Below are 22673 nucleotides of genomic sequence, written 5' to 3'. Positions count from 1 at the left end.
AGCGTAGTAGCAGGAGGCATCCGTTGCCCGTCCCGGCTCGCACCGGTGAGCCGGTCGACCGGACGATGTTCTCTGTGCCGATGCCGTCGGCGGACGCCGTCAGCCCGCCCGCAGCGTCACAGTCATCGCCTCGACCGCCAGCAGCGGCGCGACGTTGCGGTCCAGCGCCTCACGGCAGGCGACGATCGCCTCTATCCGGCGCAGGGTGCCCTCCGGTGTGGAACCGCGGGCGATGCGGTCGAGGGAGTCCCGCACATCGTCGTTGGCGAGGGCGACCCGTGAACCCAGCTGCAGCGCGAGCACGTCCCGGTAGAAGCCGGTGAGGTCCGTCAGTGCCAGGTCGAGGCTGTCGCGCTGGGTGCGGGTCTTGCGGCGCTTCTGGAGGTCCTCGAGCTCCTTCATCAGGCCGGCCGTCCCGCGCGGCATCCGGCCGCCCTCCGACGCGCCCAGCGCCGCCCTGAGCTCCTCGGTCTCCTTGACGTCGGTCTCCTCCGCGACCTGCTTGGCGTCGTCGGCGGCCGCGTCGACCAGTTCCTGGGCGGCCCGCAGGCAACCGCCGATGTCCTCCACGCGCAGCGGCAGCTTGAGAACGGCCATCCGGCGGGCCCGGGCCCGTTCGTCCGTGGCCAGGCGACGGGCGCGGCCGATGTGCCCCTGCGTGGCGCGGGCCGCCGTCGCCGCGAGATCCGGTTCGACGCCGTCCCTTCTGATCAGCACGTCGGCGACAGCGGCCACCGGCGGGGTACGGAGGGTCAGGTGACGGCATCGGGAGCGGATGGTGGGCAGCACGTCCTCTACGGAAGGCGCGCACATCAGCCACACGGTGCGGGGGGCCGGCTCCTCGACGGCCTTCAGTACGGCGTTGGCCGACTTCTCGTTCAGCCGCTCGGCGTCCTCGACGAGGATCACCTGCCAGCGGCCGTTCGCCGGCGCGGTGAACGACTTGCGGACCGTGTCCCGCATGTCGCTGACGAGGATCTGCGTGCCCGTGGCGGCGATCCAGCTCACATCCGCATGCGTGCCGATCAAGGCTGTGTGGCAGCCGTCGCAGAAGCCGCACCCCGGCGTGCCGCCCAGAGCCCGGTCCGGGCTGGTGCACTGCAGGGCCGCCGCGAAGGCGCGCGCCGCGGTGACGCGCCCGGAACCAGGGGGTCCGGTGAACAGCCAGGCGTGCGTCATCTTCGACGCGGGCGGCACCGGCTCCCCCGCGGCGTGGGCGGTGACGTGTGCGTCGGCGTCGCGCGCGGCGGCGGAGAGCTGCTCCTGGACGCGCTCCTGGCCGACCAAGTCGTCCCATACGGCCATGTGCCGTCACCGCCCTTTCCTGCTGCGGTCTCCCATTGTGGCGGAGGGCGCCGACAGTGCCGTCCACCGGCTTCCCGCCGCCCTGCCCCCGAGACCGCGAGTCCGCTGGTCCCGCACGTCCCGCAACCGCAAGAGGACCGGGCACCGGGCCCGGTCCTCTTCAGCGCGCACAGGTGCGGCCGTCAGCCGCGGCGGCCCCGGCGTCCGCGTCCACCGTCGTTCTCGTCGTCCTCGTGCGGGCCGAGGAGTTCGTCCGCGAGCGTCGGAAGGTCGTCCAGCGGTGTCTCCTCCGCCCAGTCGGACCGGCGGCGCGGGCGCTCCGCAGAGGGATCCACCTGGGGGAGTTCCGTGGTGCGTTCGTTGCCCCCGCCGACCCCCCGCTCCTCGTGCTCGTCGCGGAAGATGCCCGGCGGCACACGGTCGGCCGGGCCGGCGTCGCGCACCGGAGGCAGTACCGCCGTCTCGTCCGCCGCACGCGCGTCTCGCACCGGCCGCAGCATGGTGGTGTCCTCGTTGTCGGGGACCTTGGGCAGCATGGCCGTCTCGGCTTCGTCCGGGACCTTCGGCAGCACGCTCGTGGCGTCGTGCGAGCCGCCCGGCATCGGAACCTCCTGCGTGACCTCGTCCGGCTTCACGACCGGAGTGGGCACCGTGGTCTCCACGGCCGACGCGGCGGCGGCCGCGGCAGCGGCGGCCTCCGCCGCCCGGCGTGCCTCCTCCGCCTTCAGCAACGCCTCCTCGGCCTTGCGCTGCTTCTCGAGGCGGCGTTCCTCCGCCTCCTTGCGCAGCCGGGCCTCTTCCTCCGCCTGCTTGCGCAGCCGTTCCTGCTCCGCCTGGCGTGCCCGCTCCTCGGCCTCGCGGCGCTGCCGCTCCTCCTCGGCCCGGCGCCGTGCCTCCTCGGCGCGCTGCCTGGCCTCCTCGGCCTGGCGCTCCGCCTCGCGCTGCCGCGCCTCCTCCAGCTCGCGGCGCTTGCGCTCCTCCTCCTCGGCCCGGAGCTTGGCGAGCTGTTCCTGCCGCTCCCGTTCGAGGCGCTCCTCCTCGGCCTTCCGCGCGGCCTCTTCCTCGGCCTTGCGGCGGGCCGCCTCCTCGGCCGCCTTGCGGGCGTCCTCCTGGGCCTTGATCTCCGCCTGCGACAGCGGCAGCAGCTGGTCGAGCCGGTGCCTCACGACCGTGGTGACCGACCCGGGCTCCTGTCCGGCGTCGACGACCAGGTAGCGGCCGGGGTCGGCCGCGGCCAGGGTCAGGAAGCCGGAGCGGACCCGCTGGTGGAACTCCGCCGGCTCGGACTCGAGCCGGTCGGGTGCCTCGGTGAAGCGTTCCCTGGCGGCCTCGGGCGAGACGTCGAGGAGCACGGTCAGGTTGGGCACGAGACCGTCCGTCGCCCAGCGCGAGATCCGGGCGATCTCGGTCGGGGACAGGTCACGGCCGGCGCCCTGGTAGGCCACGGACGAGTCGATGTACCGGTCGGAGATGACGATCGCGCCCCGGTCGAGCGCCGGGCGGATCACCGAGTCGACGTGCTCCGCGCGGTCGGCCGCGTACAGCAGTGCCTCCGCGCGGTTGGACAGTCCGGCGCTCGAGACGTCCAGCAGGATGGAACGCAGCCGCTTTCCGACCGGGGTGGCACCGGGCTCGCGGGTGACGACCACCTCGTGGCCCTTGGCACGGATCCATTCGGCGAGGGCCTCGACCTGGGTCGACTTGCCGGCTCCGTCGCCCCCTTCGATGGCGATGAAGAATCCGCTCGTCGCGGGGGCCTGCCCCGGGTCGGCCCCGCCGCGCAGCGCGTCGCGGAGGTCGCGGCGAAGCGGCACGCCTGAGCGGTCGTCCGTCTTGGCGAGGACGAGCGCGGCGACCGGCAGCAGCAGTGCTCCGACGAGCATGAGCGTGAACGCGGCCCCGCCGTGTGCGAAGACGAAGTCGCCGCCGGCCAGCCTGTGCGGTCCGATCGCGGCGGCGAGCAGCGGGGCGGCGACCGCGGCCAGCCCGATGACGAAGCGGACGACGGCCTGGAGGTGCGCGGCGAACCGGGGCCGCCGGAAGTCCTCGGTCTCCTGGTCGACAAGTGCGTGTCCGGTGTTCGCGGCGATGCCCGCGCAGACGCCGGCGACCGCGGCGAGGAACAATCCGGTCGCCGTGTCCGGAACGAGGCCCAGCGCGAGCAGGGCGACGCCGGTCACGGCGAGGGCGAGGGAGAGCAGCCTGCGGCGGGACAGCGAAGGCAGTACGGCGCCCGCCCCGCGGATGCCGACACCGGTGCCGCCGACCAGCGCGAGGATCAGCAGCGAGAAGGTCACGGGGCCGCCGCCCAGGTCCACGGCGTGCAGCACGGCGACCGCCGCGGCGGAGGCGATGGCCGCCGTGACGGCGGCGCAGGCCAGGACGAACAGCGGTATGGCGCCTGTGCGGCCCTTGTCCGGCCCGTCGCCCTTGGAAGGCCGCCGCAGACCCTCCAGCGGCGAACGCGGCCGGGGCGTCTGCGAGCCGGGCAGCTCCACGAAGTACAGGGTCGACACGGACGCGGCGAACAGTCCGGCCGCGAGGTAGGAGCCCAGGGCCGCCTGGTGCTGGGAGAACCATTCGACGCCCGTGCCCAGCAGGTTGCCGATCAGCGTGGCGAGCAGGAGCGCCACGGCCGCGGCGGGTACGACGGCGAAGGCGGTGCGCAGCCACAGCGTGCGCAGCGACTCGAGGTGGTCGGGCAGGGGCCGTACGGCCGCGCCCTCCGGCGGCGGCGCGGGCAGCAGCGCGGGTGCGGCGCCTTCGCGGGCGACGGTCCAGAAGCGCTCGGCGACGCCGGTCAGGAAGACCGTGACGAGCAGGATCGCCAGTGCGTTGTCCGGTGTCCAGTCGATCCACAGCGGTGCGACGACGAGCAGCGCCAGGCGCAGCCCGTCGGACCCGATCATGGTCCAGCGCCGGTCGAACGGTCCGCTCGGCGCCGTGAGCGAGGTCATCGGGCCGAGGAGTACGGCTCCGAAGAGCAGCGTCGACAGGACCCGCGCGCCGAACACGGCGGCGACGGCGAAGGCGGCCCCGCGGTATCCGCTTCCGAACGAACCGGACTCCACCGCTGCCTGGAGCGACAGCAGGAGGAGCACAAGCACGGCGAGTGCGTCCCCGGTACCGCCGGCCACCTGGGCGTTCCACAACCGCCTCAGCGGTGGGTGGCGCAACAGGGAGCGCACGGCCCTTTCACGTGAGTCCGTGGCAAGTGCATCGGAACCCGATGCGTCGGAGGCAGTCTGTGAAGCGGTGCTCATGACCGCCTGCTGCTCGGCTGGCTGCTCGGCTCGCGTCATTCGGCCAGCCTATCCGGAGCCTGGTGCTCCCCGGAGGGGTGTCCGAACATACGGGCGCTCTTGTGGCAAGGGTGTGAAGTTCGCCGGTCGCGGAGCGCTCGGTCACAGTATGCGGCGGGGCGGTCTCCTCGTGAGGAGACCGCCCCGCCGTCCCGGCTACTCGTCCGCCGAAGCGGCCGTCTTCTTGGCCGCCGTCTTGGCCGTCGTCTTCTTGGCCGTCGTCTTCGCGGCGGTCGTCTTCTTGGCGGCGGTCTTCTTCGCCGCCGTCTTCTTGGCGGCCGTCTTCTTCGCCGGAGCCTTCTTCGCCGTCTTCTTGGCAGGCCCCTTCGCCCGCTTCTCGGCGAGCAGCTCGTATCCGCGTTCCGGAGTGATGTCCTCGACGCTGTCGCCGGTCCGCAGGGTGGCGTTCGTCTCGCCGTCCGTCACGTACGGGCCGAACCTGCCGTCCTTGACGACCACCGGACGCTCGCTGACCGGGTCGGTGCCCAGTTCCTTCAGCGGCGGCTTGGCGGCGGCCCGGCCACGCTGCTTGGGCTGCGCGTAGATCGCCAGCGCCTCTTCCAGCGTGATGGAGAAGAGCTGCTCCTCGTTCTCGAGGGAGCGCGAGTCGGTGCCCTTCTTCAAATACGGGCCGTAGCGGCCGTTCTGCGCGGTGATCTCTACACCCTCGGCGTCGGTGCCCACCACTCGCGGCAGGGACATCAACTTGAGGGCGTCCTCGAGGGTCACCGTGTCCAGGGACATGCTCTTGAAGAGCGAGGCGGTCCGCGGCTTGACCGCGTTCTTGCCCGTCTTCGGCGTGCCCTCGGGCAGGACCTCGGTCACGTACGGGCCATAGCGCCCGTCCCTGGCGATGATCTGGTGGCCGGTGGCCGGGTCGGTGCCCAGTTCGAAGTCACCGCTCGGCTTGGCGAGCAGTTCCTCCGCGTACTCGACGGTGAGCTCGTCGGGTGCGAGGTCCTCGGGGACGTCGGCGCGCTGGTGGCCCTCCGCCTCCTTCTCGCCACGCTCGACGTACGGCCCGTACCGGCCGACGCGCAGCTTGATGTCGTTGCCGACGGGGAAGCTGGAGATCTCCCGGGCGTCGATCGCGCCGAGGTCCGTGACCAGTTCCTTGAGGCCGCCGAGGTGGTCACCGTCGCCGTTGCCCGCCTCGGAGGCGGCGCCGGCGGCGTCGCCCGCGCCGAAGTAGAAGCGCCTCAGCCACGGCACGGCCTGGGCCTCGCCGCGCGCGATGCGGTCGAGGTCGTCTTCCATCCTCGCGGTGAAGTCGTAGTCGACGAGCCGGCCGAAGTGCTTCTCCAGCAGGTTGACCACGGCGAAGGAGAGGAACGAGGGGACGAGGGCCGTCCCCTTCTTGAAGACGTAGCCGCGGTCGAGGATGGTGCCGATGATCGAGGCGTAGGTCGACGGGCGGCCGATCTCGCGCTCTTCCAGCTCCTTGACGAGGGACGCCTCGGTGTAGCGGGCCGGCGGCTTGGTGGCGTGACCGTCGACCGAGATCTCCTCTGACGACAGGGCGTCGCCCTCCGCGACCTGCGGCAGGCGCCGCTCGCGGTCGTCGAGCTCCGCGTTCGGGTCGTCGGCGCCCTCGACGTAGGCCTTCATGAAGCCGTGGAACGTGATCGTCTTGCCGGACGCGCTGAACTCTGCGTCACGGCCGTCCGAACCCCCGCCACCGATCTTCACGGTGACGGAGTTACCGACCGCGTCCTTCATCTGAGAGGCGACGGTCCGCTTCCAGATCAGCTCGTAGAGCTTGAACTGGTCACCGGTCAGGCCGGTCTCCGCGGGGGTACGGAAACGATCACCCGACGGGCGGATCGCCTCGTGCGCCTCCTGCGCGTTCTTGACCTTGCCGGCGTAAACGCGCGGCTTCTCCGGCAGGTAGTCGGCGCCGTACAGCTGCGTCACCTGTGCGCGGGCCGCGGCGACGGCCGTCTCGGACAGCGTCGTGGAGTCCGTACGCATATAGGTGATGAAGCCGTTCTCGTACAGCTTCTGCGCGACCTGCATGGTCGCCTTCGCCCCGAAGCCCAGCTTCCGGGACGCCTCCTGCTGGAGCGTCGTCGTACGGAACGGTGCGTACGGCGAGCGGCGGTACGGCTTGGACTCGACGGAGCGCACCGCGAACGACGCGCCTTCGAGGGCAGCCGCGAGGGAGCGGGCGTTCGCCTCGTCCAGGTGCAGCACCTGGGCGGACTTGAGCCGGCCGTCGGAACCGAAGTCGCGGCCCTGCGCGACACGCTGCCCGTCGACGGTGTTCAGGCGGGCGGTGAGCGTGGACGGGTCGGACGGGTCACCGGCCCGGCCGGTGGAGAACGTGCCGGTCAGGTCCCAGTACTCGGCGGAACGGAAGGCGATCCGCTCGCGCTCCCGCTCGACGACGAGCCGGGTCGCGACCGACTGGACGCGCCCGGCGGAGAGCCTGGGCATGACCTTCTTCCACAGGACCGGCGAGACCTCGTAGCCGTAGAGGCGGTCGAGGATGCGGCGGGTCTCCTGGGCGTCGACCATGCGCTTGTTCAGCTCGCGCGGGTTGGCGACGGCGTCCCGGATCGCTTCCTTGGTGATCTCGTGGAAGACCATCCGGTGGACCGGGACCTTGGGCTTGAGCACCTCGAGAAGGTGCCACGCGATGGCCTCGCCCTCGCGGTCCTCATCGGTGGCGAGGAAGAGCTCGTCGGATTCGGCCAGCTGCTCCTTGAGCTTCCTGACCTGGGCCTTCTTGTCGGCATTGACGACATAGATGGGCTGGAAGTCATGTTCGACGTCGACGCCGAGCCGCCGCACCTCGCCGGTGTACTTCTCCGGCACCTCTGCGGCACCGTTCGGCAGGTCGCGGATGTGCCCGACGCTCGCCTCGACGACATAGCCAGGGCCGAGGTAGCCCTTGATCGTCTTCGCCTTGGCAGGCGACTCGACGATCACAAGTCGGCGGCCGCCGTGTGCGGTCTCGCTGGTCGGGGACAACTTCGCTCTTCTCTCCGGTCGACGCTCGATGGGCGCTCACGGCGGGTGCGGCACGTGGTCCTGTGCCTGGTCGCACTGCTGTGACGCTGTTGTCGCTGCGGAGTGTGACGGTACAACCCGCCCCCGTGTCAAACGGCAAAAGCCCGCAACGGCCACTCGAACGGTAACCCGAGTCCAACTGTTCATGCCGCCCGGACCCGGCACGTCGTCCTCCAGGAGCCGGGTCAGAGACGGCCGAAGCACCACACGGCGAGAGTGAGGAACACCGCACCGAACAGCATCCCGAAGGTCACGCCCGTGGCCGTGGTCACTCCGTGTGCGACGGGCCGGCGGTGCAGCGCGCGCATCCCCGTCCACAGCAGCAGTGCGGCCCCGAACAGCGCGAATGCCGTTCCGGCGAAGATCGCTGGCCCGCTCTCCATGCCCGTACCCGGTCCTTTCCTGACGCCGAGGTCCCTGTGCAGGGCGAGGCTGGCACCCCAGGGCGTCGCAGGCACGAACTCCGGGTGAACGCCACGTGGGGTTCACCCGCCCGGTCGCGGTCGAAGTCACACGGCGGGCGGGCCGAAGTCACAGGAAATGGGATCGCAAACCGAACCTTGGCCGGATTTCCCTGTCGATTTCCGCCACCACGAGCCGCGGCGGCCTGGACCGGATACGGGGACCAGGTACCGGCAGCGGCCTGGACCGGATACGGGGACCAGGAACCGGCAGCGGCCGGGGAGCGGGACGGGGCAGCGAGGCCCGGGACCCGGGACGGTACCGGGACGGGCCGGTCCCGCCGCACGGTGCGGCGTCACCTCGGGACGGGCTCCAGGAAGCCTTCCTCGATCAGCAGTCGCAGTGCCTGCGGAGTGCGGTCGCGCAGCAGGACCGGATCCTCGCCGAGCAGCTGGGCGATGGCGTCGAGGATCTGCCCGGCACTCAGGCTGCCGTCGCACGCGCCCGCGAAACCGGCGCCGACCGTGTCGACCTTGGTGGCACGGCGCATGCCCCGGTTCTGGCGCAGCACCACGTGTTCCGGATCCTCCGCGCCCGGCATCCCGACCTGCTCCTGCATGATCTCTTCGGCCAGCACGAAGTGATCGGCGAGCAGCGCGGCATCGTCATGCGCACGCAGATAGTCCTGCCGGGCGAAGTGCGCGCGCACCGTGTCGCCGAGCGGCTGCTCGACGGGGTGCGGCCACTCCTCCGTGACGATCGAGGGGCGTTCGGCGCCGGACTTCCGCAAGGTGATCCAGCCGAAGCCGACCGACTTCGTGCGGCGCGCCTCGAACTCGTCCAGCCACGCGTCGTAGCGCGCGGCATACCGGGCCGGGTCGGTGCGGTGGTCCCCGCTGTCGCGCAGCCAGAGCTCCACGTACTGCGTCACGTCCTGCACCTCGCGCTGCACGATCCACGCGTCGCAGCCTGGCGGCACCCAGGAGCGCAGCCGGTCCTGCCAGTCCTCCCCTTCCACGTGCTGCCAGTTGGCGAGGAACTGGGCGTGGCCGCCGTCGTTGAGCCTGTCCCCCGCCTGCTGAACGAGAGAGCGACACAGATCGTCCCCGCCCATCCCGCCGTCCCGGTAGGTCAGCCGGGCACCGGGAGAGATGACGAACGGAGGGTTCGACACGATCAGGTCGTACGTGTCGGAGCCGACCGGCTCGAACAGCGACCCCTCCCGCAGGTCTGCCTCCCGCGCGCCGGACAGGGCGAGTGTGAGCCGGGTGAAGTGCAGGGCCCGGGGGTTGAGATCGGTGGCCGTCACCCGCGTCGCGTGCTGGGCGGCGTGCAGCGCCTGGATGCCGGAACCGGTTCCCAGGTCGAGCGCGGCCGCGACGGGCGTGCGGATCGTGATGCCGGCGAGCGTGGTGGACGCGCCGCCGACGCCGAGGACCACTCCCTCGCCCTGGCCGCTCGCCCCGCCCGCCCCGCCGACCGCGCAGCCGAGGTCGGAGACGATGAACCAGTCCTGCGCCTCCGGCCCGCCGTACGGACGGACGTCCACTGTGGCCCGTACCTCGTCACCGTCGCGAGACACCCAGCCGTCCGCGAGGCACTCGTCGAGAGGGAGCGCCTTGCGGGCCTGCTCGTGGGGCACGGCGCATTGGAGCAGGAACAGCCGGACGAGCGTCTCCAGGACACCCGCCCCGCGCGTGGCGCGCAGGGCGGGCACGGTCTCGCTGCGGGCGAGCGCCGCGTAGGCGGGCGCGCCGAGCAGGTCGAGCAGCCCGTCGGCCGTGAAGGCGGCGGAGAGGAGCGCTTCACGCAGCCGGGGCGCGTGGTCGGGCACGGGGAGGCTTGTCGTACTCACCCGCCCATTGTGGCCGCCGCGAAGGACGACCGCCGCGCGGCCCGGCATCCCATTCGGACCGCTGCCCTCCGCCGAACCCCCGGCTCCCGTCGCACACCGTCGGATCAACCGGCCCCCGCCGCGCCGAAGGGGCGGGCGCGTTGCGTCACGGCGCCGGGGCGGCCCCCTACCTGTCCGACGGCCCGCCGGACGGGCGGGCGCCGTTCCGCCACGGCGCCAGGACGGCCTACGCCTTGCCCGACGACGCCGACGCGCCGCCCGCGGGGCTCGACGTGTCGGCCCGCTGGCAGCCGGGCTGCTTCGCCATGGCTGTGCCGAGCTCGCCGGACTGCAGCTTCGCCAGCGCCGCTTGGTCCATGCGCTCGATCTTCTTCAGCCCGTCCGCGACGGTTTGCAGGCCGTCCGCGAACTTCTGCTGGTTCTTCGGGTCGAGTTCGTCGACCTTCTTCTTCAGGTCGAGGTAGGCGGCGGCGGTGGCGTCGAGCTCCTTCACCGCGTCCTGCTGGAGCTTCTCTCCGTTCTCGACCGGGGGGACGCCGGCGTCCTTGACCGCCTTGGCGAGCGCCTTGTCCGCAGCCGCGATGTCCGCGAACGCCTTGGAGTCGGCAGCCTGGATGTCCGCGGGCTTCCCGTCCGCAGCCGTCGAGATGATGGCCTGCTGTGCGTCGGCCCTCTTCTTGATCTGCGGCTGCGCCTGGTCGCAAACATCCTTCGCCCAGGCGTTCACCTTTTCTTCGCTGTCGTCGCCGCAGCCGGACAGCGCCAGTACCAGTACCGCGCCGCCGGACAGGGCGGCCGCAAGCTTCTTGTTCACCGGATTGGTCCCTTCCAAGGCCTCTCGGCCCCGGAACATACACGCCAACTGGGCGACAACCGCGTGTCGTGCGCCCGCTTTATTACCCATTGAAGCCATTTGCACCAAGAGAGACAAGGCTCACGCTGAGCGGTGATTCCACACACGGACGGGCGGGCGGCACGTCAAACCGTGCCGCCCGCCCGTCCACTGAATCAGTGTCAGGAAACCACCGCCGGATCGGTCGGCTTCGCGCTGCGCTCGGCAGTGCCCGACTCGTCGCCGACGGCGATGCCACGCCGCTTCGAGAGGTACACAGCTCCGACGATGATCAGGATCGCCAGGACCGCGACCACCGCACGCACCCCAGCGCTGGCGTCGTCCCCGTAGCTGAACTGGATCACGGCGGGCGCGATCAGCAGCGCAACCAGGTTCATGACCTTCAGCAGCGGGTTGATCGCCGGGCCCGCGGTGTCCTTGAACGGGTCGCCGACCGTGTCGCCGATGACGGTCGCGGCGTGCGCCTCACTGCCCTTGCCGCCGTGGTGTCCGTCCTCGACGAGCTTCTTGGCGTTGTCCCACGCGCCACCGGAGTTGGCGAGGAAGACGGCCATCAGCGTGCCCGTGCCGATCGCGCCCGCAAGGAACGATCCGAGGGCGCCGACGCCGAGCGAGAAGCCGACCGCGATCGGGGTCAGCACGGCGAGCAGACCGGGCGTCGTCAGCTCGCGCAGCGCGTCCTTGGTACAGATGTCGACGACGCGCCCGTACTCAGGCTTCTCCGTGTAGTCCATGATCCCGGGGTGCTCACGGAACTGCCGCCGCACCTCGTAGACCACGGCGCCGGCCGAGCGGGACACGGCGTTGATGGCCAGCCCGGAGAAGAGGAAGACGACCGCGGCGCCGAGAACGAGACCAACCAGGTTGTTGGGCTGCGAGATGTCCATCACCAGGTTCATCGGGGCGCCGTCCCCCAGCTTCTCGCCGACCTCCGAGGCCGCCGTCGCGATGGCGTCGCGGTACGAGCCGAAGAGCGCCGAGGCCGCCAGCACGGCCGTGGCGATCGCGATGCCCTTGGTGATGGCCTTGGTGGTGTTGCCCACGGCGTCCAGGTCGGTCAGCACCTGGGCGCCCGCGCCGGTGACGTCACCGGACATCTCGGCGATGCCCTGTGCGTTGTCCGAGACCGGGCCGAAGGTGTCCATGGCCACGATCACGCCGACGGTGGTGAGCAGGCCCGTGCCGGCCAGCGCCACCGCGAACAGCGCCAGCATGATCGACGTGCCGCCGAGCAGGAAGGCCCCGTAGACGCCGAGGCCGATCAACAGGGCGGTGTAGACGGCCGATTCGAGGCCGATGGACATGCCTGCCAGGACGACGGTCGCCGGGCCGGTGAGCGACGACTTGCCGATGTCGCGCACGGGGCGCCGGTTGGTCTCCGTGAAGTAGCCGGTCAGCTGCTGGATCAGTGCCGCCAGGACGATGCCGATGGCGACGGCGACGAGCGCCAGGACCCGCGGGTCCCCGTCGTGCGTTTGGACCGCCACGTCGCCGACCCCGTCCAGCTCGGCGTACGAGCCGGGCAGGTAGACGTAGGCGGCCACGGCGACCAGCACGAGCGAGATCAGCGCGGAGATGAAGAAGCCGCGGTTGATCGCCGTCATCCCGCTGCGGTCGGCGCGCCGCGGGGCGACCGCGAAGATGCCGATCATCGCGGTGACCACGCCGATCGCCGGGACGATGAGGGGGAAGGCGAGCCCGGCGTCGCCGAACGCGGCCATACCGAGGATGAGAGCCGCGACGAGCGTGACGGCGTACGACTCGAAGAGGTCGGCCGCCATGCCCGCGCAGTCGCCGACGTTGTCGCCCACGTTGTCGGCGATCGTGGCGGCGTTGCGCGGGTCGTCCTCGGGGATGCCCTGCTCGACCTTGCCGACGAGGTCGGCGCCGACGTCGGCCGCCTTGGTGAAGATGCCGCCACCGACACGCATGAACATGGCGATGAGCGCCGCGCCGAGGCCGAAGCCCTCGAGCACCTTCGGCGCGTCCGCCGCGTAGACGAGCACGACGCAGGACGCGCCCAGCAGACCGAGGCCCACCGTGAACATGCCGACCACGCCGCCCGTACGAAAAGCGATCTTCATGGCCTTGTGCGAGACGGCCGTGAGATCCTTTTCCGCCTCACCTTCCGCCGGCGTGGCTTCACGCGCGGCGGCGGCTACGCGCACATTGGCCCGCACGGCAAGGCGCATGCCGATGTATCCGGTGGCCGCCGAGAAAAGCGCACCCACCAGGAAGAACACCGAGCGCCCGGCGCGCTGCGCCCAGTCGTCGGCCGGGAGAAGCATCAGCAGGAAGAACACCACGACGGCGAAGACGCCGAGAGTGCGCAGCTGCCGTGCCAGATACGCATTCGCGCCTTCCTGTACCGCGGCCGCGATCTTCTTCATGGAATCGGTGCCCTCGCCCGCAGCCAGCACCTGGCGTACCAGGAGCTGGGCGACCACGAGTGCTGCCAGGGCGACAGCCGCGATCACAATAACGATCAGTCGGTTGTCATCCGTGAGTACCGCGACTGCGAGAGAAGTGGGGTGATCGATCAGGTGTGGGTTGAAGAGCCCCGCCATTCGTCCTCCTTGACGTCAGAGCTCAAGATGTGGACGGATTGTAGGGAGCGGAACCTGATCAAAACAGGGCGCGGTAAATGTAATTGACCTTGACTTGCTACTCAGCAAATGATTGGGCCCGGAAATGATCCCCGAAAGCGGTAACGGTGCAAAAGCATTGACGCCCGAACGATGATCTAGAAAATAGGAAAGAGGCCCTGCTCAGCAGGGCCTCTTTACGTCGGAACGATCCGGAAATGATCAGCGGGCATTGAGACCGAATCCCGGGCGGCGCCGATCTGCCCCTCCGCCACACCGGCCCCAGGACTGTCCGGTCCTGCACGGTCGGATCAGGGCGTGAGGGCTCAGAAGACGACGATCAGTGCGACACGGCTCCGCGGTCGAGGTCTCTTCGACAGCGGGCCCTGGACCGCTTCAGGACCGAGCGGCCCGGGACCGACCCTCTGGGGCCCGAGGGCCCGCGGACCGACACTCGGGTCGAACAGCCATAGGACCGCCGGCTCGGAGGCCGAAGCTGTCCGACCGACGGCTCATGGTTCGAAGGGCTGACGGACCGACCCCGGCCCCGGGAGCACAGGGCCCACGGCTACGGGGCCGACAGCCATCGAACCGCCGGCTCGGGAACCGATGGGCTCCAGGACGACTCGGAAAGAGACGACGTCAGGGCGCGACGGCGAACGATGTCGCCGGCCAGCTCATACGGATGACACCGCCGTCCTCGGTGGAGGAGACCTCCATGTCGTCGACGAGACCGCTGATGACGGCGAGGCCCATCTCGTCCTCGCCCTCCGCGTCGAGGTCCTCGGTGCCCTCGCCGCGTCCGCCGGACACGGCTGCGGAGCCGGCGCCCACGCTCGGGACCTCGTCACCGACCTCGATGGAGAAGATCTTCTCCTCATCGGCCAGAATCACCCGTACGGGTGCGGTGATGCCATGGCTGCGGTGCAGCCCGACAGCGCGACTGCAGGCCTCTCCGACGGCGAGCCGGACCTCGTCCAGCACCGCCTCCTCGACCCCGGCACGACGAGCCACGGCAGCGGCAACCAGTCTCGCCGTCCTGACATGTTCGGGCTGGGCGCTGAAGCGGAGCTCAACGGTGGCCATGCAGTCCCCCTCGGACGTACGGGCGTGCCTCTCGACGTACGGGCGTGCCTCTCAGAGGCCCGGGCTGGATGCCCGGGGCCCCTCTTGCTTCCGGCAGTCTCCGGCCGACCGTCAGTCGGTCGCCGCGACAGCTTCGTCGACCGTGGTGTGAATGGGGAACACCTTGGTCAGACCCGTGATCCGGAAGATCTTGAGAATGCGCTCCTGGTTGCACACCAGGCGCAGGGAGCCCTCGTGGGCACGCACACGCTTGAGCCCGCCCACGAGCACGCCGAGGCCGGTGGAGTCGAGGAAGTCCACGCCCTCCATGTCGACAACCAGGTGGTAGCTGCCGTCGTTCACCAACTCGACCAACTGCTCGCGCAGCTTGGGCGCGGTATACACATCAATCTCGCCACCGACCTCGACGACCGTACGGTCGCCACCAGGTCCGGACACATTGCGAGTCGACAGGGACAGGTCCACGGATCCTCCAGCACCTTGCTATCGAGCGGCCGCCCTTCAAGTCTCCCCGACGGAGCCGGAGGACGGTCGCCAGCCGCGATGGCATTCAATCACTTACCAGCAGCCATGCACGACGCCTTGGGACCATTGTCCGTCACGCCAGTGACACACTCGGTGCCGATGGCCATGAATCACCGTCCCAGTCGACCGCCCGGGAGCGTGGAAAACCGCCCCTCCCCCAGCACGGTCCTCGACCGGCTCACCGCTGGTGCGAGCCGGGCTGCGCGCATCACTCATACGGAGCACCTGCCCCCTCGACCGGGAAGGCATGCAGTCTGGCCGGACCGCATCCGGACAGAAGTGATCAGCGCTGTCCAGCATGCCGGGATCGAGGACCCCTGGGCCCATCAGGCAGCCGCTGCCGAGCATGCCCTGAACGGCGAATCCGTGGTCATCGCGACCGGCACGGCGTCCGGCAAGTCCCTCGCCTATCTGGCCCCCGTACTGAGCACGCTGCTCGACGGCGCGGAGGCTCCGAACGGCCGGGGCACCACCGCGCTCTACCTGGCGCCCACCAAGGCGCTCGCCGCCGACCAGCGACGCGCGGTGAAGGAGCTGGCGGCCCCGCTCGGCAACCGGATCCGACCCGCCGTCTACGACGGCGACACGCCGGTCGAAGAACGCGAATGGGTGCGCCAGTACGCCAATTACGTCCTCACCAACCCGGACATGCTGCACCGCGGGATACTCCCCGCCCACCCACGCTGGTCCTCCTTCCTGCGCTCACTGCGGTACGTCGTGATCGACGAGTGCCACACCTACCGCGGCGTATTCGGCTCCCATGTGGCCCAGGTGCTGCGCCGCCTTCGCCGGCTGTGCGCGCGCTACGGCGCGAATCCGGTCTTCCTGCTCGCCTCCGCCACGTCGGCGGAACCGGCCGTCGCGGCGGGCCGGCTCACCGGTCTGCCCGTCCACGAGGTCGCGGACGACGCCTCCCCGCGCGGAGAGCTGGTCTTCGCGCTGTGGGAGCCGCCGCTGACCGAGCTCCAGGGCGAGAAGGGCGCGCCCGTACGCCGCACCGCGACCGCGGAGACCGCCGACCTCCTGACCGACCTGACGGTGCAGGGCGTCCGCAGCGTGGCCTTCGTGCGCTCCCGCCGCGGCGCCGAGCTGATCTCCGTGATCGCCAAGGAGCGCCTCGCCGAGGTGGACCGCTCCCTGCCCCGGCGTGTCGCCGCCTACCGGGGCGGCTATCTCCCCGAGGAGCGCCGGGCACTGGAGCGTGCCCTGCACTCCGGTGAACTCCTCGGTCTGGCGGCCACCACCGCCCTCGAGCTCGGTGTGGACGTCGCCGGCCTGGACGCCGTCGTGATCGCCGGATACCCGGGCACACGGGCCTCGCTGTGGCAGCAGGCGGGCAGGGCAGGCCGCTCGGGTCAGGGAGCCCTCGCCGTACTCGTGGCCCGGGACGACCCACTGGACACGTTTCTCGTCCACCATCCCGAGGCCCTGTTCGACCGTCCGGTGGAATCCACCGTCCTCGACCCGGACAACCCCTACGTGCTGGCCCCTCATCTGTGCGCGGCAGCCGCCGAGCTTCCGCTCACGGAGACCGACCTGGAACTCTTCGGTCCGGGTGCGGCGGACCTCATGCCCCAACTGGAGGCCGCGAGGCTGCTGCGGCGGCGGGCCTCCGGCTGGCACTGGACCCGTCGCGAGCGGGCCGCCGACCTGACCGACATCCGGGGCGGCGGCGGTCGGCCCGTCCAGATCGTCGAGTCCGCCACGGGCCGGCTGCTCGGCACGGTCGACGAGGGGGCCGCCCACACAGCGGTCCACGACGGCGCCGTCCATCTGCACCAGGGCCGTACGTACCTGGTCGACAAGCTCGACCTGGAAGACTCCGTCGCCCTCGTCACGGAGGCCGGCCCGCCCTACTCGACCACCGCACGCGACACCACCTCCATCTCCGTACTCGAAACCGACATCGAGATCCCGTGGGGAGACGGACGCCTGAGCTACGGCTCCGTCCAAGTCACCAACCAGGTCGTCTCCTTCCTGCGGCGCAGACTCATCACCGGCGAAGTCCTCGGCGAGTCCAAGCTCGACCTGCCTCCCCGGACCCTGCGCACCCGTGCCGTGTGGTGGACGGTCACCGAGGACCAGCTGGACGCCGCCCGGATCAACCCGGAACAGCTGGGCGGGGCCCTGCACGCCGCCGAGCACGCCTCCATCGGGATGCTGCCCCTGTTCGCCACATGCGACCGGTGGGACATCGGAGGCGTCTCCGTGCCGCTCCATCCCGACACGCTGCTGCCGACCGTCTTCGTGTACGACGGGCACCCGGGCGGGGCGGGCTTCGCCGAGCGGGCCTTCCACACGGCCCGCGAGTGGCTCACCGCCACCCGGGAGGCGATCGCCTCGTGCGAATGCGAGGCGGGCTGCCCGTCGTGCATCCAGTCGCCCAAATGCGGCAACGGCAACGATCCGCTGCACAAGCGGGGCGCGGTCCGGCTGCTCACGGAGCTGCTCCGGACGGCGCCGACGGCCCAGGAGACCCCGGCGGGCCCGCCCGCGCCCTGACCGCCGGGGCGTACGGGCCGAAGCGGGCCGTCGCACTCACGTCGGCGATCTCGCCCGTCACGGAGCACCGGACCAGCTGCGCTCCCTGTGCGCCGGCCACCCGGCCCGCTACCGCACAGGCCTCGGCCGTGCCCCGCAGAGCGTTGTCGGCCGCGGCGAGGGCCGCGAGGTCGGCCGCGGCTCCCGCCCGGTGCCGGGCGACCACGGCCTGGCCCATCGCCAGGATGATCGCGAACACCGCGCACAGCACAGTCGTCGCCATCGCCGCCCACACGGTCGCCGAGCCACGGTCCTCCCTCACGGCGCCACCTCCTCGATCGCCGCTGTGGCAGTGCCGGGCCGTTCAGCGCGTTCAGCCCTCGGTACGCCGACGGTGCGGGCAGGCCCTGTGTCGCTTCCGCGGCCCCCTCTGTCCGCACGCATCAGCACAAGGCCCTCTCCCCGCTTCTGAACGCCGACCCGGTGTCTGCGGACCGGGGAGGCCGGGGCGGGGCCTGAGAGGGCCGCCAGGGCCGATGCCGGGGTCTCGGCGGCGTCAGGCGGGGCGTCCTCGGGAGTCAGGTCCTGTGCCGCTTCCCACCTGGCGGTCCGCGGACCGGTGTCCCGCACGACGACCCCCGGCACGACCGCGTTCGGCGCCTGACCCACGGAGTCCTCGGCGAACGCGACGGCCTCCGCTCTCAGCGTCAGGGCGAGCGCGCCGGGCCCGGGCGTGTCCGCCTCGACGCGCACCCGCCACAGGTCACCGTTCCGAATGAGGGTGACCGCGGAGCCGCTCGGTGCCGCCGAACGGGCGGCGGCGACCGCTGCGGCCCGTGGCTCCGACCGGGCCGCCGCGCGAGCACCGGCGCGCGCGGCGTCCACGCACTGGATCTGCGCCGAAGCCGCCATCAGGGCCCAGACCAGCCCCATGGTGAACATCACCAGCGCCGGCACCGCGACAGCGGCCTCCGCCGTCACGGCCCCCATGTCCCCGAATTCCTTGCCACCGTCCTCGCCGTGGGCCTCACCTCGGCCGGGGTCGCCCTCTGGGCCTCGCCCTGGCCGTGCGCCTACGCCTGGACCTGACCGTGCCCCGGCCCGTGCGCCCGCGGACGGTGCCTCAGAACTGCGCATCGAGCGCCTTCCCGATCACGGCTTCCAGCGCTCCCGAGACGGTGCCGCTCGTGACGATCTTGTAGAGGACCGCCGCGAAGGCGCACGCGGCGATCGTTCCCATCGCGTACTCGGATGTGGTCATACCGTCGTCGGTGCGCATGCCGCGCCTCAGCGCGTTCAGCCGAACCCGCATCGCTTGCCACATGGTGAACCCCCTGATGTCGAAATTGCCGTCTGTGTCGTCGCGTTGTCTGTCGTCAGTTGCCGTGCAGGAGTCCGCCCGCCAGGCCGATCACCACGGGCGCCACACCGACCGCGAGGAACGCGGGCAGGAAGCACAGCCCCACCGGTGCCGTGATCAGTACCTGCGCCCTGCGTCCCCGTCCCGCCGCGGCGCGGGCACGCTCCGCACGGAATCGCTCAGCGAGCCGGGACACCAGCTCCGCGGCGGGAGCTCCGGTGGAGTCGGCCCGCTCCAAGCAGCGGGCCAGCGGCTCCGCGCCCGGTATCTCGCCGAAGCAACCCCACGCGGGCGCCGGTTCCGCACCGAGCCGCAGCTGCGCGGCAGTCCGTGCGAGGCGGCCACCGACCAGGCCGCCCAGGGATTCGCCGACCGCCTCCGCCGCCTCCCGCGGGCCCGCTCCGGCGGAGATGCACGCGGCCATCAGGTCGGCTGCCAAAGGCAGTTGACGCGCCACTTCCTTAGCGACGTCCGCCTCGGGCGTTCCGGCGCCTGCCCGCTGCCGGCGGTCCCGCTGCCATCGGTGCACGCCCATGGCGGCGACAAGTCCCACCGCGCCGCCCGCGGGTCCGCCGATCAGGAACCAGCTGACGGCAACCACTCCCAGCGGAGCCGCCCACGGCTTGGCCCGCCGCCCGAAGTCGATACGCCTGCCGCGGACTTCGGGCCCTGACCGCAGCAAGGCCATGCCCCTCGTGCGCGCCTTTCCCTCTCGCCGCTTCGCCGCCACCAGGGAGACGAGGCAGGCCACGGTGGCGAGAACCGCCACCGCCGTCCCCAGCCTGTGGACGGCATCGCCGCTCATGCTTCCCCTCCCGCACGTACGATGCGTCCGGCCCAGCACACCCCTGCCGTCTCCAGCAGCCCTCCGATCACCAGACAGGCGATGCCGGCGGGGCTGTGGAACAGCACATGCAGCGGTTCGGCTCCGAGGGCCCAGCCCATGGCCAGACCCGCGACCGGCAGCAGCGCAAGCAGCACGATGGTCGACCGGGCGCCTGCCAATTGCGCTTTCAGTTCCTCTCGTTGATCCATCTCGGCGCGCAGGGCCGCTTCCAGACGGTCCAGCCCGGCCGCCAGGCCGGCGCCGCTGTCCACGGCGACCCGCCAGCACGCCGCCACACCGGCCAGTCCTTCCGCGCCCGGCTGTCGCGCCGCCGTGCGCAATGCCTCGGGCACGTCTCCGCCAAATCTCGCCGCCGCCAGCACCTCGGCCTCCGCATCCCCGAGGACGTCCGTCGCTCCCGCGGCGAAGAGCAGTGCCTGTGCCGGCTGCAGTCCCGCCCTCAGCTCCGCGGCCGTCGCCCCGCACAGGCCGATGACGCCCAGGGCCCGCCGGTCCTCGTCGCTCCTGCGCTCCCGGGCCCGCAACCACCGCCGCACCAAAGGCACGGCGACGGCTCCCACCGCAAGCGGCAGTGGAGATTCCCCGACGACAGCCACCGCGGCTCCCGCAGGCAAGCACCACCACTCCTTACGGAGCCTGATAACGGGCAGGAGCCGTTCGCGCGACCACCGCGGCGGCAGCACCACTGCCCCCGGGCCCGCGAACATCAGCCGCGCCCTTCGCAGTTCCTGCTCCTGCCCGCCGGTCAGCAGCCAGGCAGCCGCGATCAGACACACCGCCGCCGCGCACATCGACTGGACGGCTGTCACAGCGCATCACCGATCAGGGTCCGCAGCCGCTCCCAGCCTGCCTCGGCCGCGAACGCCCCCTTGGCCCATCTCAGGGCGGGCACCGTCACCACCAGTCCCGCCGCGTCCCGCTCCAGCACATGGATCTCTGCCAGCCGCCGCCTGCCTGCTCCGTCCCGCACGAGGTGGATCACCACCGCGAGAGCAGCGGCCAACTGGCTGTGCAGCGCGGCCCGATCGAGCCCGGCCGCGGTGCCCAGCGCCTCCAGCCGAGCCGGCACGTCCGCCGCCGCGTTCGCGTGGACCGTGCCGCAGCCGCCTTCGTGGCCTGTATTGAGGGCCGCCAGGAGTTCGGTCACCTCCGCGCCCCGGACCTCTCCGACCACCAGCCGGTCGGGGCGCATGCGCAGGGCCTGCCTCACCAGGTCCCTCAAGGTCACGCGTCCCGCACCCTCCTGGTTCGCCGTGCGCGACTCCAGGCGCACCACATGCGGATGCTCGGGTCTCAGTTCGGCCGAATCCTCGGCCAGGACGATGCGCTCCCGCTCCCCGACCATCCCCAGCAGGGTGCTGAGCAGCGTCGTCTTACCCGAACCGGTCCCGCCGCTGATCAGGAACGAGAGCCGGGCCTCGATCAGGGCCCGCAGCAGCCTGTCCCCGCCGGGTGGCACCGTGCCGGCGGTGACCAACTCTCCGACCGAGAACGCACGGGGCCGCACGACGCGCAGCGAAAGACACGTCGAGCCGACGGCCACGGGAGGGATCACGGCATGCATGCGTGTCCCGTCGGGCAGCCGGGCGTCCACCCATGGACGGGCGTCGTCCAGCCGCCGCTCTGCCACTGCCGCGAGCCGCTGGGCCAGTCTGCGCACCGACGCCGCGTCCGCGAACGTCACCTCGGTGAGCTCCAGGCCCCTGCCCCGGTCCACCCATACCCGGTCGGGCGCGGAAACCAGCACGTCCGTGACCGACGGGTCTGCCAAGAGCGGCTCCAGCGGCCCCGTACCCACCAGCTCACAGCGCAACCGCTCCGTGCCGCCCAGCACTTCGGCGTCGCCCAGCAGCCGGCCCTGTGCCCGCAGGGCCGCGGCCACGCGGGCCGGCGTGGGCTCCGCGCCGCTCTCCGCCAGTCGCTGCCGTACTGCCTCCAGCAGTCCGGAGCTCATGCGATGCCCTCCCCCACCAGCGCACGCTCCCAGAACGCGCTGCAGAACCTGGCAAGCGGTCCCCGGCCGCTGCCCCCCGGTGGCGCTCCGGCGGTCTGCGCGGCCGCCAGTCCGGGCTCTGTCGGAAGTTCACCGGCGAGCGGCAGTCCTAGGGCGGCCGCCACCCACTGATCGTCCAGCCCGGGCGCGTAAGGACCTCGGCACACCACGCGCAGGTCCGCCAGGACCATGCCCACGGCGGAGGCGACCCTGTTCGCCGCGGCGACCGCTCGCAGCTCGCCCGGTACGACGAGCAGCCCGAGATCGAGCTGGGCCAGGGCCTCCGCCACGCCCTCGTCGACCCGCCGGGGCAGATCGACGACCACCACTCCGCCTCGCCGACGGGCGGCCGCCAGGACGGACCTCATGGCCTCCGGTGGGATGACGACGGAATCGCCGCGGTCCCAGCTGAGCACGCGCAGCGCGTGCAGTTCAGGCAGCGACTCCTCCAGCGCACCGCCGGCGACACGGCCCTTCGAAGCGGCGAAATCCGGCCATCGCAAGCCTTCCGTGTGCTCGCCTCCGAGCAGTACGTCCAGTCCTCCGCCGAGCGGATCGCCGTCGACCAGCATCGTGCGACTTCCGCCGCGTGCGGCGGTCACCGCGAGAGCGGCGGCCAGGGTCGAAGCCCCTGCGCCGCCTCGGCCGCCGATCACCCCCACGGTCAGTGCCTGACGCCCGACGCCTTCGGCCACATCCGCGATCCGGTCCACCAGCCAGCTCTCCGCGTCGGGCAGCCGCAACACGCAGTCGGCCCCGATCTCCACGGCTCGCCGCCATACGTCGGGGTTGTCCTGGTCCTTGCCCACCAGGAACACCCCGCGCCTGCGCGAGGCGCCGTGGCAGCGGGCGGCGGCATCGTCGCCGACGAGGACGAGCGGCGCGTCCTCCCAGCCGCCCTTCCGCTCCGGTGGCGAATGGTGGACCTCCGGCTCTGCGCCCGCTGCGGCGCACAGCCGAAGCAGATCGTCCAGCAGCTCCATGTCCTCGGTGACGATCAAGGGTCCGCCAGGCCGCTCCTCCGCGGCGCGCGAGCGGTCTGATGTGATGGATCCGGCCACGATCTC

Annotated in this window: 16 protein-coding genes and 1 pseudogene; 1 reads left to right on the top strand and 16 read right to left on the bottom strand. The window is 71.5% G+C overall.

The features are described 5' to 3' along the window. Positions 1–99: 99 nt before the first annotated feature. The 9 genes from MDN94_RS09335 to MDN94_RS09295 form a co-directional block, all read right to left on the bottom strand. The gene (locus MDN94_RS09335) at positions 100–1305 is read right to left on the bottom strand and encodes a DNA polymerase III subunit delta' (RefSeq protein ID WP_482725404.1); all 1206 of its coding nucleotides are present in this window, start codon (positions 1303–1305) and stop codon (positions 100–102) included. 182 nt (positions 1306–1487) lie between these two features. Next, positions 1488–4607, bottom strand: a complete 3120-nt coding sequence (tmk, locus tag MDN94_RS09330; protein WP_482725403.1) for a dTMP kinase — start codon at positions 4605–4607, stop codon at positions 1488–1490. Positions 4608–4763: 156 nt separating this feature from the next. Next, the gene (topA, locus tag MDN94_RS09325) at positions 4764–7580 is read right to left on the bottom strand and encodes a type I DNA topoisomerase (protein WP_482725402.1); all 2817 of its coding nucleotides are present in this window, start codon (positions 7578–7580) and stop codon (positions 4764–4766) included. Between the two features lie 224 nt (positions 7581–7804). Further along, positions 7805–8002: a hypothetical protein gene (locus MDN94_RS09320; protein WP_159689215.1), complete on the bottom strand. Its 198-nt coding sequence runs from the start codon at positions 8000–8002 to the stop codon at positions 7805–7807. Positions 8003–8376: 374 nt separating this feature from the next. Next, complete coding sequence (locus MDN94_RS09315) at positions 8377–9924, bottom strand: DUF7059 domain-containing protein (protein ID WP_482725401.1); 1548 nt, start codon at positions 9922–9924, stop codon at positions 8377–8379. A gap of 178 nt (positions 9925–10102) precedes the next feature. Continuing rightward, positions 10103–10690 (bottom strand): small secreted protein, encoded by a 588-nt coding sequence (locus MDN94_RS09310; RefSeq protein ID WP_482725400.1) that lies wholly within the window; start codon positions 10688–10690, stop codon positions 10103–10105. 200 nt (positions 10691–10890) lie between these two features. Further along, positions 10891–13296 (bottom strand): sodium-translocating pyrophosphatase, encoded by a 2406-nt coding sequence (locus tag MDN94_RS09305; protein WP_482725399.1) that lies wholly within the window; start codon positions 13294–13296, stop codon positions 10891–10893. Positions 13297–13956: 660 nt separating this feature from the next. Further along, positions 13957–14400: an ATP-binding protein gene (locus tag MDN94_RS09300; RefSeq protein ID WP_482725398.1), complete on the bottom strand. Its 444-nt coding sequence runs from the start codon at positions 14398–14400 to the stop codon at positions 13957–13959. Between the two features lie 111 nt (positions 14401–14511). Continuing rightward, positions 14512–14865 carry an STAS domain-containing protein gene (locus MDN94_RS09295; protein ID WP_003967428.1) on the bottom strand — a complete coding sequence of 118 codons (354 nt, stop codon included), beginning with the start codon at positions 14863–14865 and terminating at the stop codon, positions 14512–14514. A gap of 78 nt (positions 14866–14943) precedes the next feature. Here MDN94_RS09295 and MDN94_RS09290 point away from each other — a divergent pair, with 78 nt between their 5' ends. Continuing rightward, positions 14944–17427 (top strand): DEAD/DEAH box helicase, encoded by a 2484-nt coding sequence (locus MDN94_RS09290; protein WP_482725397.1) that lies wholly within the window; start codon positions 14944–14946, stop codon positions 17425–17427. Here MDN94_RS09290 and MDN94_RS09285 read toward each other — a convergent pair. The 7 genes and pseudogenes from MDN94_RS09285 to ssd all read right to left on the bottom strand — a co-directional run bounded on the left by MDN94_RS09285 (position 17363) and on the right by ssd (position 22667). Continuing rightward, positions 17363–17728, bottom strand: coding sequence for an Rv3654c family TadE-like protein (locus tag MDN94_RS09285; protein ID WP_482725396.1), 366 nt, complete (start codon positions 17726–17728; stop codon positions 17363–17365). The two genes, MDN94_RS09290 and MDN94_RS09285, sit on opposite strands and share 65 nt — an antisense overlap. A 341-nt stretch (positions 17729–18069) precedes the next feature. Continuing rightward, positions 18070–18396: pseudogene (locus MDN94_RS09280) on the bottom strand (TadE family type IV pilus minor pilin); the annotation flags it as partial. A gap of 133 nt (positions 18397–18529) precedes the next feature. Then, complete coding sequence (locus tag MDN94_RS09275) at positions 18530–18730, bottom strand: DUF4244 domain-containing protein (RefSeq protein ID WP_482725395.1); 201 nt, start codon at positions 18728–18730, stop codon at positions 18530–18532. A gap of 52 nt (positions 18731–18782) precedes the next feature. After that, positions 18783–19571: a type II secretion system F family protein gene (locus tag MDN94_RS09270; RefSeq protein ID WP_482725394.1), complete on the bottom strand. Its 789-nt coding sequence runs from the start codon at positions 19569–19571 to the stop codon at positions 18783–18785. After that, on the bottom strand, positions 19568–20404 hold the full coding sequence (locus MDN94_RS09265) for a type II secretion system F family protein (RefSeq protein WP_482727041.1): 837 nt from the start codon (positions 20402–20404) through the stop codon (positions 19568–19570). The genes MDN94_RS09270 and MDN94_RS09265 overlap by 4 nt, the downstream gene beginning before the upstream one ends. A 14-nt stretch (positions 20405–20418) precedes the next feature. Further along, entirely contained in the window at positions 20419–21567 is a 1149-nt protein-coding gene (locus MDN94_RS09260) for a TadA family conjugal transfer-associated ATPase (RefSeq protein WP_482725393.1), read from the bottom strand. Then, complete coding sequence (gene ssd, locus MDN94_RS09255) at positions 21564–22667, bottom strand: septum site-determining protein Ssd (RefSeq protein ID WP_482725392.1); 1104 nt, start codon at positions 22665–22667, stop codon at positions 21564–21566. The genes MDN94_RS09260 and ssd overlap by 4 nt, the downstream gene beginning before the upstream one ends. Positions 22668–22673: the final 6 nt, after the last annotated feature.

Source organism: Streptomyces sp. WAC00040, assembly GCF_056835925.1.
This window is presented reverse-complemented; position numbering and strand designations above follow the sequence as displayed.

Excerpts from the sequence above, each read along its gene's own strand:
- tmk (WP_482725403.1), bottom strand. The coding sequence starts at position 4,607 with ATGACGCGAGCCGAGCAGCCAGCCGAGCAGCAGGCGGTCATGAGCACC.
- MDN94_RS09335 (WP_482725404.1), bottom strand. The coding sequence starts at position 1,305 with ATGGCCGTATGGGACGACTTGGTCGGCCAGGAGCGCGTCCAGGAGCAG.
- MDN94_RS09265 (WP_482727041.1), bottom strand. The coding sequence starts at position 20,404 with ATGTGCGCGGCGGCGGTGTGTCTGATCGCGGCTGCCTGGCTGCTGACC.
- MDN94_RS09305 (WP_482725399.1), bottom strand. The coding sequence starts at position 13,296 with ATGGCGGGGCTCTTCAACCCACACCTGATCGATCACCCCACTTCTCTC.
- MDN94_RS09320 (WP_159689215.1), bottom strand. The coding sequence starts at position 8,002 with ATGGAGAGCGGGCCAGCGATCTTCGCCGGAACGGCATTCGCGCTGTTC.
- MDN94_RS09270 (WP_482725394.1), bottom strand. The coding sequence starts at position 19,571 with ATGAGCGGCGATGCCGTCCACAGGCTGGGGACGGCGGTGGCGGTTCTC.
- MDN94_RS09275 (WP_482725395.1), bottom strand. The coding sequence starts at position 18,730 with ATGTGGCAAGCGATGCGGGTTCGGCTGAACGCGCTGAGGCGCGGCATG.
- MDN94_RS09290 (WP_482725397.1), top strand. The coding sequence starts at position 14,944 with ATGGCATTCAATCACTTACCAGCAGCCATGCACGACGCCTTGGGACCA.
- MDN94_RS09260 (WP_482725393.1), bottom strand. The coding sequence starts at position 21,567 with ATGAGCTCCGGACTGCTGGAGGCAGTACGGCAGCGACTGGCGGAGAGC.
- MDN94_RS09315 (WP_482725401.1), bottom strand. The coding sequence starts at position 9,924 with ATGCCGGGCCGCGCGGCGGTCGTCCTTCGCGGCGGCCACAATGGGCGG.
- MDN94_RS09300 (WP_482725398.1), bottom strand. The coding sequence starts at position 14,400 with ATGGCCACCGTTGAGCTCCGCTTCAGCGCCCAGCCCGAACATGTCAGG.